Here is a 14,437-nt window from a genome sequence, read left to right on the forward strand (position 1 = left end):
CTGAACGTCGCAACCTGAAATGGTGTGAAGTTAGCCTTGAATAATATGAGTACCTGTTTCGCCGCGTAAGGCTTGTGGCAATTTTTCAGGTGAGGTAATAATCACTCGCTTGCCACCGTTGGCGAGAAACGACAGGCTAGCTTCTATTTTCGGTAGCATACTTCCAGCGGGGAAATGCCCTTCACGCATATAGCGTTGCATCGCGGTTGTCGTGGTTTCTCCAAGTTCCTTTTGTTCTGGTGTTCCAAAGTAAATACAGACTTTTTCAACCCCTGTTGTGATGATCAAAATATCGGCTTGTAACTCTTTTGCGAGTAGCGTTGTGGATAAATCTTTATCGATAACGGCATCGACACTTTGAAAGCCTCCATGGCCATTTTTGACCACAGGGATCCCACCACCACCAGCGGCAATAACAACATAGTCATTTTCAGTTAATGTACGGATAGCCGCGGATTCGACGACACTTTTGGGCTCGGGTGATGCGACTACACGGCGGTATCCACGTCCTGAGTCTTCAACAAAATGCCAATCAGGGTTTGCTTGTTGCAATTTCTCGGCCTGTTCAGCGCTGAAAAATGCCCCTATAGGCTTGGTTGGCGATTGAAAATTGGGATCATTTTTGTCGACTTCAACTTGAGTGACTACAGTGACCGCTTGACGATTATGGCGCGTCACCAATGCGTTAGTCAGTGCTTGTTGGATTAAATAACCAATTCCCCCTTGGGTATCGGCGACACAATTGGCTAATGGTGTCAAAGGTAGCCCTTCAACGGTATGTGCGATTTCGGCGCGGCGTAAATCCAATCCGACTTGTGGCCCATTTCCATGAGTTAAAACGATATTATAGTTTCCTTCAAGCATGTCACAGATATGGGTAGCCACTTCTTGTACGGCTTTTTCTTGAGAATCAATCGACTGGCTGTTGTTATCTTTGATAATACTGTTGCCCCCGATGGCAACAACCACGAGTTCTTTCATTGTTATTGTATCCTGATACAGAGTGTTAGAGTCGGTGTGCTAGGCACACCGACAATCGGAGGTTAGTGGCATCACACTGATTTACTGATTTTTTCAGCTTTTTCAGGTTGTTGCTCTTCTGTTGTTTTGCCTTTATCCAAAAAGTATTTCATGACAAATAAGCCCGCCATCATGAGGTAAGCGTATACAAACATCAAGGCTGAGCCTTGTGCTATTCCTACCATTGGCGAATGAATGATTCCGAAGAATACGAGTAGTGCGCCGACGGCAGCAGCAATTGCACCACGTAGTGGTTGATTAAGAATGGCGAAGATAGCAATACAGCCCCACAGCATACTGGCTAGCGGTGCACCATTGCCGAGGTGTACGAGACCTTGGTAATACACCCCTTTGCTCAACAATACATCGGTTCCGATCTGCGCCGCTGAAGTCCCTGCTGCTCCCATCATGCTATTCATCATGGTCAGTGCCCAGTTGGCAATCCAAGGGAATAAACAAATAAAGATAACGGGGACTTCAATCTTGGGTGTTTCTCGCACCACTTGGTTCGCCGTAACAACCCCGATAAATACCAGAATAGGTACGATCGCTGTCATTGGAATAATGGCTAACATGAAAGCCCCCAAACCAAATAACGGAACGATGAACATAGTGATCCCAGAAGCTAACGTATAGCCAATACTGGCTCCCATGGCTTTCCAACCCGCATGACCTACGTACACCGTCACGGGGAATGGGTTCCCCATAAAGCAACCTACAGTTGATGATAAACCATTGGCTAGCATGACCTTACGTGTATTGTATTCATCACCAGCAGCGTGGGCACTTTCAATATTTTCGAGGTCAAAGATATAGTTTGCTAAGCCTAATGGAACCGCGGAAGCTAAGTAAGGCAGCGCGTGCGGTAGACCTTGTAAAAAGCTATCAATATGGATGCCTGGTGGGTTAAATCCAAATGACTCGACGGAGGATTTAATCGCAGCAGGGCTTTGTAATCCTGAAATCCATGCCAATACGGTACCTGCGATCAGAAGCAATAAGCCTGTTGGTATACGGGCAAAGATCGGTTTTTTACCAAACCAGTTGATAAAGATGAGCAGTAAAACGATAAATGAGACAGTCGGGGCTTCAAATGCTTGTAGCATTGGGTTCATGGCCAGTAACAGCAAACCTAGCCCAGATAAACAGGAAAGCAAGACAGTGCGAGGGATCATTTTACGGATCGTTTCACCGAGGAATGAGCCACCAACAAGGATCATTGATTCCACAAAACACCAAACCAGCGCAATCTGAATGGCAAACTCCGCATTTTGCGTAGTTTGATAGACTGGCATGATGACTAAAAAGGTGACGGTAAAAATAGAGGGTGCACTTGGGCCAGACGGTAGTGCGGTAACATCGTCGCGCCCAGTTTGTTTGGCAAGTTGCTGCCCAAAATAAGCATAGCTGACACTCGCAAGTAAGACGGCAAAACCAAAAGCGGGTGCAATACGTCCATAAACAATATCTTTTGGGATACCGACGACAAAGATCAGTAGCCCCATCATTGTGAGCAGATTAGTTAAGTTATTGGTCATTAGCCCGAAGTAGGCCGCCCAGTCACCACGTTTCCACTTTAGTTTCGTTACACTCATGGAATGTATCCTTCAAAGAAGAGACTGCGGGGGCAGTCATAATTAAAAACCCTATTTGCTCTGGTGAATCACAACTCATTAGTCTGGATTGCCCAACCGAAGTTGGGCTTATTATCTGTGTGACTAGGCGTATTTTTCGGCGTAAGACAACATCGCTTTTTCAAAGCAATCAAACGGAGGGTGAACAATACCCGCCCCAATCATACCGATACCTGCATCTTTATGGGCAATTGCGGTATTGATGACCGGAAGGATACCGCTGGCGGCAACCTTAGTGATATCAATGGCAGTAGGAATACCCATAAAGCCAAGCAGAGGAATCGTCACATTTGGGTTTTCACCTAAAGTGATTTCACGCATCTGCCTTGAAAAATCAATAGCTTCTTCAACGGTACCTCCGACGAGAGCAACAATGGCAGGCGCTGTTGCCATGGCGAAGCCACCAATACCATAAGTCTCAGTAATTGCGGAGTCTCCAATATCGAGGCCAGAGTCTTCAGGTTTATAACCTGCAAACATAGGACCAATCACTTGTTGCGATGGACCCGTAAACCATTGGCCCGGTAGCCCACTGATACGTAAACCGAACTCATAACCGTTACGTGCCATGGTCGTGACGACGGTGCTGTATTCGATACCATGTGCCGCATCCATTGCTGCTTTACACATCGCCATCCAAGTTGGGCCTGAGAAATAATCACTACTTGCCACAAAATCAAATACTTCTTTTTGTTGAGCAACAGAAAAATCAGTTTGGATGATATACGGTGTTAATGCTTGGATGAGCAGTGTGGTGCCTGCATTATTACGGTTATGACATTCATCCCCCATATGCAGGGCTTGCGCTAACATTAAGCGCAGGTCTATTTCACCAGCGAGCTTCATCGCGTCACGTAGCATTGGACCTAAAACATCACGCATCCAGTTCAAGCGGTCGATAACACTTTGGTCATTGGCCCCCATCCGCAAAATTTTTGCCATTTGCTCACTAAGGTTAGTGAAAGCGCGATTACCATACGTTTTGTTTTCAACAATGTGCATAAACATGGAGGCAGAGGTCACTCCCGCCATGGAGCCTACACAGTCGTGTTCGTGACAAGGGGAGAAAATGATCTCACCAGAAGCGGCAACACGTTCAGCATCCGCTAAATCTTTCGCTAGACCTTCAAATACTAATGCGCCTGTCACCGCGCCTTTCATCGCACCGCACATGTCTTTCCACTCAACAGGAGGACCTGCGTGTAAAATAGTATTCTTGGTCATTCCTGGTACAACATTAATGGCTTGATCATAGCCGACCAACATCGGTTGTGATTGAATGATACGTTCCAAGGCTTGCGCGTTAGCCGCTGCAATCTTTTCTTGTAATGCGGCGTTACTTTCAATTTTGTCTAGTGCACGGATGACGGCAACGTTACCTTGCCCAGGCGGTGTCCAATTCAAATGTGTTACGGGAACATGTTGTTTTTTCAGGTCATCGCTAAACATTTCAATGCCCACATTAATCACATTTAATGGTTGTTTAAATAATGAAGTCATTATGCTTTCTCCCCTTTCCAGACAAATTCACGCGCTAACAAACCGGTGTTGGTGCTACTACTCGCCCAAATGACACCTGCATCAGTGAGCATTTTCACCTGTGCATCCATTGATGGTGTATCTTGATCAGTGCCTAAAACATACCCGAGGATCACCAGTTCACGGTTATCTTGTTTCGCAATCTCTTTTGCTGCTTTGATAGCATCAATCATCACCCCAACAGGGTCTGCATGAGAGCCGTAACCCAGAACAAAGTCCATGACGATAACACCGACTTCAGGGTCGCGCGCTTCTTGCAGTAAACGCTCTATGCGGTTGGTTGGGTCGATCATTGGGTGAGGTTTGCCATTGGTAAAATCATCATCACCAAAGTCAAGGAAAGTATGGGCAACACTTTTGTTGAGATCTTTTAAGCGGTAATCAGGGTTCGGTTGAATATTACTGTAGACATCATCATATTTTTCGAGTGCAGCAAACATGGCTTCATCACATAACGTGCCGCCACAAAAAAGGCCGCGAATATATTTTTGTGTGGGTGATAGTTTTGCTCTCACTTCTTCAATTAGAGGCCAATTCAACGAATGCAAATCCAACTCTTCTTCTTTGACGCCAGTGAGAAGCACCGCTTTTAGTGCCGCCTCTTTAGTTCCTTTTGCGAAGCTTAAACCGGGTTTATCTTCTGGCGTGGGTTGATTACCGAGAAAACAAACGACAACCGGTTTGTGGCATTTTTCTGCTTGAGTTAAGACTTTTTTGGCAACGGCCGCCGCTGGTGGTTTAGAAACTAAGACGATTACTTGAGTTTCATCATCCTCATCCAGCATTTTCAGCGCATCAATCATCATGATCCCGCCGATCTTTTCACTGAGATCACGACCACCCGTTCCGATCAGTTGTGAAATCCCAGCGCCAAATTCATGAATACGGACACTGAGCTCTTGGCTGCCTGTTCCGGATGCACCGATAATACCGATACTACCGCGACGAACGCTATTGCCAAAGCATAGTGCTGCACCATTGATGATTGCAGTACCGCAATCCGGACCCATCATCAATAGGCCTTTACTGCTAGCGAGTTGTTTTAACGCGAATTCATCATCGATTGAGACATTATCAGAGAACAGCATGACGTTAAGATCATTTTCAAGTGCGATGCGTGCTTCACGAGCAGCAAATTGACCATTAACAGAAATGACCGCTAGGTTGCTGTCTGGGATGTGGCTATGTGCGGAATGAATCGTGGCATATTTAGCTTCATGTTGTGAGCCACCTTGGTTTTTCTTATTGAACAGCTCTTCAATCGCGATGAGTGTTGCTTCATTTGCTTCATCACTTGTGCCTTTAATGACAATCATCAAGTCGCCGTTTTTGGCTGCTTCCAATTCAGCGGATAATAACCCTAGGTTTTTCAGTACACCTTTATTCATTTCTGTTGCCATGGCCACAAATGCCTGCTCAACGTTGTCGAGTTGGTTAGCTTTTGTGGAAATAGACATCAATGATACAGAATCAAAATAGGTATTCTTTTTGATGACAACTTTAGTCGACATACTTTTCTCCAAAATAATGGGTAAGGTACAAAGCATCACGAATGCCAAATAACATGTCGCTACCCGAACTAGACCCGATATCTAAAATCTTTTGATACTGCGGATAAATATTTCTCTCATCTGCTGTTACTAACATCTGAATAAGTTGCAGCAAGTTTTCTCTATATTCGCGATTGAGCGCCTTTTCTAAGGTGATAGCACTAATTTTAGTGGTGGCATCTTTGGCACGGCGGATACCTTGTTCAAAAAAAGGGTGTAGATGCTGTGCTGGGTGATGCTTGAGTAATAAAAACGCCATTAATCCAACTAAATAGTCATCCCCTGAAGGAGTAAGACCAATCCCGAGCCCAACAAATTGTTGGATAATAACAGGCAAGTTTTGATGCTCTGCTTTCTTTAATGAATCGATTAATTCGTTACGTAATAAATTTAATTTGTTAGCGAGACTAGAATAAAATAAATTACACCCATGATAACTCAATAAAGCGTGACCACTTTTATTCAATAGTTTATCTATTTCATTAATATTAAAATTTAAAAATGTAAAATAGTCGTCGCTATTTATTTTCTCTGGAATAAAACTAATATTATTAGGCTGCCATTGATGACATAAAGAGAATGACAGAAAGTAATGGTCGCCAAAATAAATTTTTTTATCCGATAAATAAACGTTTTCTCCTTCTTTGATATTTAATTGAGAAAGATCACTATTCAATAATCGACAACTGTTAGGGGCATTATCTAATTCGGAGCTCAGTAAGGTAAAAAGTGAATGATTAATCGAAATATTGATCGCCTTACGGAAAACCTGTTCTATGTGGCCTGATAATGAAGGCTGATTTAACAGATTGAAAAATGTTATATCAGCCGAGAGTCCATGCAGTTGTTGTCGTTGAGTCTTGATGTTATTCACAAGCCTCCTTGTAATGCACTATGCACCGGCTGCTATCAATAATTCAGCAATTTCGTGATAGCCTTTTTCGCGCGCTAACTCTAATGGTTTTTTACCGTATTTGTCGGTCATATGCGGGTTGGCACCGTGCTCTAGCAACATTTTGACAATCTGCTGCTGTTTTTCACCGCCATCATTCAGCACGATCGCTTCCAGTAGTGGTGTCCAACCGACAAAGTTTGTGTGGTTAACATTAATATCTGTTTTTTCGAGCAATTCTTGCACAATGTCGACATGGCCTTTTTCGCTTGCAGGCGTGATGCCCACACCACCAAAGCGAGTCAATAAATCAAGGTTTGGCTTAGCGGGGAGTACGATGCGTAGTAATGTTAAATCATTATTTAAGCAACTTAATAAAAAAGGATTAAAACATGTTTGGTCTTGTTTATTAATATCTGCACCTGCATTAATCAGGAAAGTCACACACTCATAATGTTTATTGAGACTTGCATTCACAATAGCAGTACGGCCTTGGCGGTTGGTTGTATTGATATCAACGCCCTTTTTCAGGCAGTTTTTTAATAAATCTAGGTTGCCTTGTTCTGCTGCGGATAAAAACTCTTGCTCTAATGTCATGTTTTTCCCCTTATTAAATTATTTGATTTCAGCATCAAATAACGAAATAGATAAAGACAATATTTAAATGTGACCCAAGTAAATGAAGCGTTATGGGCATATTTATGATGAATTAAGCATAGCAAGCAGGTGAGATAAATAGAATCCATTTAAAATTAATTCATCAATAGCTACTTTTATTGTTGATTTTAAATCAACAATAACGATTTTTTGTGCGTGATAGCATGATTTTTTGTCGCTTTTGCCGTGTTTTTGGATAAAAAATAAGCAATATAATGAAATTTTGTTTGCTAATGAGAAGGGGAAAAAAGGATTTAATCAATTTTGTGATATAACTCAAATTAAAAGTTTTTAAACTGTTAACAATGTAAAAGAGTTGATCGAGATCAGCGAGATTGTTAATAGAATTTTTTATTATTCATTTCAATAAGATTAGCTATTTTGGTTATAAATAGTTGGTTTCGTATTACATCGGTTTTTGCCAAAAAAGCAAAAATTTTTTATCGCTCGGTATGTATGCCGATTTCTGTTAACCTTGAAAAAATGCTTGATAAATAACCTAAAATTACGGGTTATTAAATATAATTCACATATATTCGTCATACTTCAAGTTACGTTATTGTTGCGGATGCTCACACACACCAGTTATCAACCGTAAGCTATCCATCTTTTGTTGCTTAACTGTAATGCGAAGTATTTTGATTATAACTTTTTATTTTGATTGATTTTAAGCCTATTTTGGACACCAGTATGAACTCTATATTTACCGAAGAAAACTTACTGACTTACACGACAGCAGCTAAATATGCGAGCTTTAGTAAAGCAGCAGAAGAGTTAGGAATAACCACCTCCGCCGTCAGTTATACGATAAAACGTATCGAAACCTATTTAGATGTTGTGTTGTTTATCCGGGATACGCGTAATATTGAGTTAACCGAAGCAGGCTATTATTTTTACCGTAAAGCAACTGATTTATTGAATAACTTTCATCTTATTAAGAAGAGTATTTATTCCATTGAACAGGGGATTGAAGCCCGTGTACGGATCTGTATTAATCAGCTGCTGTATACGCCTTATCATACGGCGAAGCTGCTGCAAATCCTTAAAAAACAGTTTCCAACTTGCCAAATTACAGTCACGACTGAGGTGTATAACGGCGTATGGGATGCCATTATTAACAATTTGTCGGATATTGCGATTGGCGCACCAGGCACACTAATGGATGGTGGGGGAATTGATTACACTGAAATTGGGGCTATCCACTGGCAATTTGCGATCTCTGCGACTCATCCATTAGCATTGATGCCTGAACCTATCGCAGAAAGTCAGCTACGTTTATATCCAAATATTATGGTTGAAGATACCGCACTCACTATCAATAAACGGGTTGGTTGGCTGTTGCATGGTCAAGAGGCTATTCAGGTACCCGATTTTAATACGAAATGCCAGTGTCAGATATTAGGGGAAGGGATTGGTTTTTTACCTGATTATATGGTTAAAGAACACGTTAAAAATGGCCTATTGGTTATCAAACAGATTCAAAATCCAAGACAAGATTCGCATATGTTACTCGCGACCCAACACTCTGCAACAGGATTAGTGACACAATGGATCCGTAAAGAATTCACTGCCAATGGTATCTTGGCCAAGCTATACAGTGATCTGCTTAAACCCATTAGCCACTAAGTCCGTTATGCGGTACTAGAATTTATTCCGTCGCAACGAGTAGCGCTTTATAAATCGCATCAGGGATCACGCTACCATGCGTTTTGTCTGGGTAGAGAGAAAACTGACAATGGCGCCCGTGGTTTGCAATTTCAGTGCACAATTGGCGTGCAGTAATCCAACTAGAACGGGATTGATAATGTTTAATCTGCTCTTCACTAAGGCGTGATAAATCAGGCTTCTCCTCTAAACCCCCCAAGGTAATAAATAAAGGCGCTGCATTGTGTTCTTGGGTCAGTTTATCCCTATTTATCATTTCACCTTTTCCCCACCATAATGAGGGGCTGGCTGACACAAAGGATTGAAACGCTGTCGGGTGATTTTGATAAGCCATCAAAGTAAATAGTCCACCGAAGGAGTGACCAAATAGCGTTTGTCTTTGTTTATCAAAAGTGAAGTTTTGCTCAGCCCAAGGACGAATTTGTTGATCGAGGAACTGATACAGTTCATCGGCGCCTCCGCCGTGTGTAAACGCATCACCGGAAACGCGGGGAGTATAATCGTAGTCGCGTAATTTCTTGGGAAAAGCCTCATCGGTTGGGTAACCGATACCAATAATAATAGGCAATTTATCCGCTGGGAGTGTTTGGATTGCGCGATTCACAGCTAACGGAAATAATCCATTACCATCAAGCATATACAAAATAGGCCTTGTTGTTCCAGCAGAATGAGGAACTGCGCTAAAAATTCGATAGCGACGCTTTTCGTTAGCCGAATTTTCGTTGGTCATGTCATGATGCTGAACAGCATAAAACTGACTCACTTGCTCATCTAACTCGGGGATCTTTTGCGATGGACGAGCAGCGGCGGGTGTTATTAAGCTGATTGAGAGTAATAAACTCGAAATAATTAATTGATTTAGCATAGTTTGTGAAAACAACATCGATGAAAGCGGATACCGAGCAAGGATATTCTTTAATTGATTGTCTTTTTGGCTCTTCGCCAACTCGCACTCAAATGACGGAGAAAACTTGCTTGATATCCACCTAAAATAGTTAAAATAAATTAAAAGCTCACATTGACGTTGGCCCAGTAACGGCGTCCATCTTCAACATCCCAGTTGCCACCATTTGTGTCAATCTTAGGACCTTTTTCATTAGCGATATTCAATACGGCTAAATTGAGCTTGGTATTTTTAAGTAACTGATAAGTCATGCCTACATCCATTGTAGTGTAGCCGCTACGGTAGCGCGGTGCCGTATAGCCATTACGCTGTGCCGCCCAGATTTGCTTACCTTCATAATGTGCACGAGTGTATAGATTCAAGTCTTCACTATATTGCCAATCGAGTTTGGCATTAGCGGTGTGTTTTGGTGTCTTATCCAATGGATAGCCTTTCAAAGATATGCCATTGCTTAGCTTTTCATCATCACTTTTACGCTCTGAATCAACATAAGTGTAGTTTAAGCTAAGTTTCCAATCTTCTGCTAGAGGAATACCTGTCGCGACTTCGACACCTTTGATATTGGCTTTACCTACGTTGTCATAAGTGTAGAGTTTTAGACCTGTAATTGGATCCGGTTCACCTGTGTAGTAACTGGTGAGTTTATTTTTAAAATCAGTATTAAAGAGCGTAAGGCTCGCATTGAAACCTGACTCGTGGTCATAGGCAATGCTGATCTCTTCACTCAGGCTTTTTTCTGGTTTCAGGTCTTTATTACCATAAATAATTCCTTCCCCTTTTTCGGTTGATGTTCCATAGTTTGGGCTCACTTCACGTAGTGTTGGGGCACGGAAGGCTTGTGATACGCCACCTTTAATGGTGATTTCGTCAGTGAGATAATAGATAGCATAACCACGAGGATTCCAGTGGTTACCATAAAATTCATGATGGTCTAATCGTAACCCGCCAGTCAGGATAAGGTTTTCTGTTGCCGTAAACTCATCTTCAATAAAGAAGGCATATTGGTCAGCACTGAGCGTCGTATCTTCCGTTGTTTTTTTTCCTGTTGCTGAAGTGTCTTTTAATTTAGCATGTTGGAATTGTCCACCGACAGTCATGATATTATCAGGAAGGAAAGCGACCACTTTTCCATCGACAACAGTATTGGTGATTTCAGGCACACGAGCTTCATAGACAAAATGGTAATCACCCGCGCTATCTTTGACTTCTGACTTGGTATGGCGTTTAGTTTGTTCTTGGTAAACACTTAATTCGGTGTTAACGAGATCCCAATCCCCTTTATAGGTTAAAGCAAAGTGATTTCGGTTATTGTGGAGCTCTGTTTTAGTATTTTTCTGTTTTGACTCACCACGCATTGTATATTCGGCAAGTGATTTACCCGGTGTCGAGTCACGTTCTTGGGTGGTTCTACCCGCCTCAAGCAAAAAGGTTTGGTTATCCAGAGGAGTAAACGTTAGCTTGGCGGTGAGACTACGATTATCACGTTTGTTATGGCCGTCGGTAATTTTGTCTTCTTGACGATAGTCACCACCTCCGTACAGCTGTAAGCCTAATTTATCGTTGACCAGCGGCCCTGATAGGTAAAAATTGCCATCAGTCGAATCGCCGCTTTCGCTGTTTTCTTGCAAAATACCACCAATGGCGACATTACCATGCCACTCATTAGTGACTTTTTTGGTAATGATATTGATAACGCCACCCATTGCATCTGAGCCATATAGAGAGGACATCGGACCTCGAATCACTTCAATACGTTCAATCGCTTCCACTGGTGGCATAAAACCGGCTTCAAAACCACCACTACCATTTGGGCGTGATTCACGGCTATTTTGGCGGCGTCCATCTACCAGTATTAAAGTATATTCGCCGGGTAAACCACGAATATTGATATCTTGCTTATTGGCACTACCGACAATACTGACACCTTCTACATCTTTAACTGCATCAGCTAAGTCGCGTACCGGTTTGTTCTGGAGTTGTTCTTTTGAGATAACCGTAATACTTGCAGGGGCATCGCGTAACTGTTGTGAGTAACCAGATGCAGAAACAATCATTTTATCTGAGTCTTCTTGAGCGAGCGCATTAAAAGATGAGATGGCGGCAATAACCGCGGCTGCTAGACGTGTGTAGTGGCAGTGAATAGACATAAAATCCCCTAGTAAAACACAAATGCAAATGAGAGTAATAATCATAAACTATACAGATGTTACCACTGAAATAGACAAGAAATAAATATGAGATTGGCGGATTCTATAAAATTAAAAGTTTATTAACAGGTATGAAGTAAAATGATAAATAAAGAGTAACCTCAGTGTTATTGAGTATTTACACAATGGTGAATAGGTTAATGATAATAGAATTAAAAGAGTGATTTTATTTATAAATAAAAATAATAAATTTCAACTAGTTATTTATAAGGATCTCAAATTAACGCTAACGTAAAATACCAAAATAAACTCAATTGACATTATTAATTTGCTCACTTAATGTCAGAGATAAACATTATGTTGTGAATATGGATAACCTTTAATGATGTCGACGTCCGCGCCAAATTCGCCAATACCACTGCTTCGAATTTCTATCTCCATGTTTTTTTCTTATATGACCATCGGTTTGCCTTTAACGGTTATTCCGCTTTTCGTTCATCAAGAACTCGGATTTAACGATGTCTGGGTAGGGGTTGTGGTCGGTGTGCAGTTTTTAGCAACGGTGTTGACAAGAGGCTATGCAGGGCGCCTAGCCGATCAAAAAGGTGCGAAAAGAACGACTCTCCAAGGTATGAGTGCCTGTGGCATATCGGGGGTATTTTGCCTGCTAGCCATATTGTTGCCAGTTTCGTCAATCTACCAACTACTCTTACTCATTATTGGACGTTTGGTGCTAGGTCTAGGTGAAAGTCAGCTTTTAACAGGTAACTTAACTTGGGGAATGAGGCTTGCAGGTGCAGAAAATGCTGGAAAAGTCATGTCTTGGAACGGAATGGCTATTTATGGTTCATTAGCGGTTGGCGCGCCATTAGGGCTTATCATTTATCAGCAATATGGATTCATGGCAGTGGGGGTGATAGTCATGCTGTTACCTTGTATCTCTTGGCTAATTAATGGGTCTGTTCGTTCTGTTACGCCTTTACAGGGGAACTTACTTCCTTTCTGGTCTGTCATTCGTAAGATCTGGAAAATGGGAATGATATTAGCGCTAAAAGGCATTGGTTTTGCGGCGATTGGTACATTTATTTCGCTTTATTTTGTGTCAGAGCAGTGGGGCAACGCCGGCCTTGCGATGAGTACATTTGGCTGTGCTTTTGTGTTGGTGCGCGTATTTTGGGGAGGATTACCGGATAGAGTCAATGGTTATCGCATTGCGCTAATTTCGTTATTAATTGAGTTTATTGGTCTGATAACATTGTGGTTAGCTCCCGTATACGGCATCGCGTTATTCGGTGCGGCATTAACAGGTGCTGGCTGCTCCTTGATTTATCCCGCGGTGGGCACGGAAGTGGTTAAAGCTGTTGCACCACAAATGCGAGGTACCGCATTAGGGGGGTATTCTGCATTCCAAGATATTGCTTACGGTGTGACTGGACCACTTGCAGGAATGGTAGTCGCTACGTTGGGTTATAGAGGTATCTATTTAATTGCGGCAATGGGCGTTTTGATTGCCTTAATGATGACGTTATCAGCGTTACGCCATATTCATCGGATAAGAGAGTGAATTTTGGCTGATGAGGAAACATGATGAAATAGGAAAAACCAAATCACATCCATCATAAAAGGGTGTGATATGGTGAATGTATTGCGTAGCCAAAAGGCTACGCAACCAACAAGGAAGACTTATTTTTTAGCGTTTTTAACTTGCTCAACAAAATTAGCCTTAGTCTCTTTTTTACAAGCCTCAATCACGAGAGGTGTTAGGGTTTGAATACCATCAACATCTAGCACGGCATCTTCGACTTTATCTTTTTTCGTTAATAACTCACCAAAGCCGACAGCGGTTGGATAAAAGTTATCATCGATCGCTAAAAACTCTTCACATGTCCATTCGTTTAGGGGCTTAGTATCGTTTTTCTTCTCTTCAGCCATGGCGGAAAGGCTCGTTAATGAAGCAGCAATAATACCGACAATAAAATATTTTTTCATAATTTCACCTTAATAATTAACGATCATTGAATGAGTTTTTCATAAAAGGTTCTAATCTGGATATAAATGCTTATCTCCATTTCCTAATCATCATAGATGATGAAAAATAAAAAACAAAGAGCGCAAAATGACGGTATTTATATGATTATTTAAATTCTATCAATAGTGATTTATTATTTGAAAATAAGACTAAAAGTAGTCATTTAATGATAATTAAATAAAAAGATAATTAAGTTTTATTTAATTAAAAGCGTTTTTACTTTTATTAAAACTATTTATAGGTATACTTTTTTTTATCGACAAAAAATAAAATGTAATCTTGTTATCGATTATTGACGGGGACGTATTTCGGCACCGTCATTTCAACACCAGAAGGAAGACAGTTGTTCGCCTAGATCGGCTTGCGGTTATCGATTTAGGTTCGGGAGTTTCCTGTAATA

General features: G+C 41.6%; 11 protein-coding genes. 2 read left to right on the forward strand and 9 right to left on the reverse strand.

The window, feature by feature from the left end; genetic code table 11:
• Positions 1-30: 30 nt before the first annotated feature.
• The 6 genes from G3341_RS00825 to G3341_RS00850 all read right to left on the reverse strand — a co-directional run bounded on the left by G3341_RS00825 (position 31) and on the right by G3341_RS00850 (position 7,232).
• Positions 31-981: a carbamate kinase family protein gene (locus G3341_RS00825; protein WP_154623678.1), complete on the reverse strand. Its 951-nt coding sequence runs from the start codon at positions 979-981 to the stop codon at positions 31-33.
• 71 nt (positions 982-1,052) lie between these two features.
• Positions 1,053-2,615 (reverse strand): xanthine permease, encoded by a 1,563-nt coding sequence (locus tag G3341_RS00830; RefSeq protein WP_154623677.1) that lies wholly within the window; start codon positions 2,613-2,615, stop codon positions 1,053-1,055.
• Between the two features lie 123 nt (positions 2,616-2,738).
• The gene (locus G3341_RS00835; RefSeq protein WP_154623676.1) at positions 2,739-4,154 is read right to left on the reverse strand and encodes a DUF1116 domain-containing protein; all 1,416 of its coding nucleotides are present in this window, start codon (positions 4,152-4,154) and stop codon (positions 2,739-2,741) included.
• Entirely contained in the window at positions 4,154-5,704 is a 1,551-nt protein-coding gene (gene fdrA / locus G3341_RS00840) for an acyl-CoA synthetase FdrA (RefSeq protein WP_163860502.1), read from the reverse strand. The genes G3341_RS00835 and fdrA overlap by 1 nt, the downstream gene beginning before the upstream one ends.
• Positions 5,694-6,617: a DUF2877 domain-containing protein gene (locus tag G3341_RS00845; protein ID WP_163860503.1), complete on the reverse strand. Its 924-nt coding sequence runs from the start codon at positions 6,615-6,617 to the stop codon at positions 5,694-5,696. The genes fdrA and G3341_RS00845 overlap by 11 nt, the downstream gene beginning before the upstream one ends.
• An 18-nt stretch (positions 6,618-6,635) precedes the next feature.
• Positions 6,636-7,232, reverse strand: a complete 597-nt coding sequence (locus tag G3341_RS00850) for an ankyrin repeat domain-containing protein (protein ID WP_163860504.1) — start codon at positions 7,230-7,232, stop codon at positions 6,636-6,638.
• Positions 7,233-7,982: 750 nt separating this feature from the next.
• On the opposite strand from G3341_RS00850, the gene G3341_RS00855 reads away from it, so the two are divergent.
• Positions 7,983-8,918 (forward strand): LysR substrate-binding domain-containing protein, encoded by a 936-nt coding sequence (locus G3341_RS00855; RefSeq protein WP_154622185.1) that lies wholly within the window; start codon positions 7,983-7,985, stop codon positions 8,916-8,918.
• A gap of 22 nt (positions 8,919-8,940) precedes the next feature.
• On the opposite strand, the gene G3341_RS00860 is transcribed toward G3341_RS00855, so the two are convergent.
• Positions 8,941-9,903 (reverse strand): alpha/beta hydrolase, encoded by a 963-nt coding sequence (locus G3341_RS00860; protein ID WP_244316463.1) that lies wholly within the window; start codon positions 9,901-9,903, stop codon positions 8,941-8,943.
• 59 nt (positions 9,904-9,962) lie between these two features.
• Positions 9,963-12,008: a TonB-dependent receptor domain-containing protein gene (locus tag G3341_RS00865; protein ID WP_163860505.1), complete on the reverse strand. Its 2,046-nt coding sequence runs from the start codon at positions 12,006-12,008 to the stop codon at positions 9,963-9,965.
• A gap of 385 nt (positions 12,009-12,393) precedes the next feature.
• Between G3341_RS00865 and G3341_RS00870 the strand changes: the two genes are divergently transcribed.
• Positions 12,394-13,572: an MFS transporter gene (locus tag G3341_RS00870; RefSeq protein ID WP_163863447.1), complete on the forward strand. Its 1,179-nt coding sequence runs from the start codon at positions 12,394-12,396 to the stop codon at positions 13,570-13,572.
• Between the two features lie 119 nt (positions 13,573-13,691).
• Here G3341_RS00870 and hdeA read toward each other — a convergent pair whose 3' ends face one another.
• Positions 13,692-13,997: an acid-activated periplasmic chaperone HdeA gene (gene hdeA / locus G3341_RS00875; RefSeq protein WP_154623420.1), complete on the reverse strand. Its 306-nt coding sequence runs from the start codon at positions 13,995-13,997 to the stop codon at positions 13,692-13,694.
• Between the last annotated feature and the right edge of the window lie 440 nt (positions 13,998-14,437).

Origin of the sequence: Providencia vermicola (genome assembly GCF_010748935.1) — a bacterium.
Classification (GTDB): domain Bacteria; phylum Pseudomonadota; class Gammaproteobacteria; order Enterobacterales; family Enterobacteriaceae; genus Providencia; species Providencia zhejiangensis.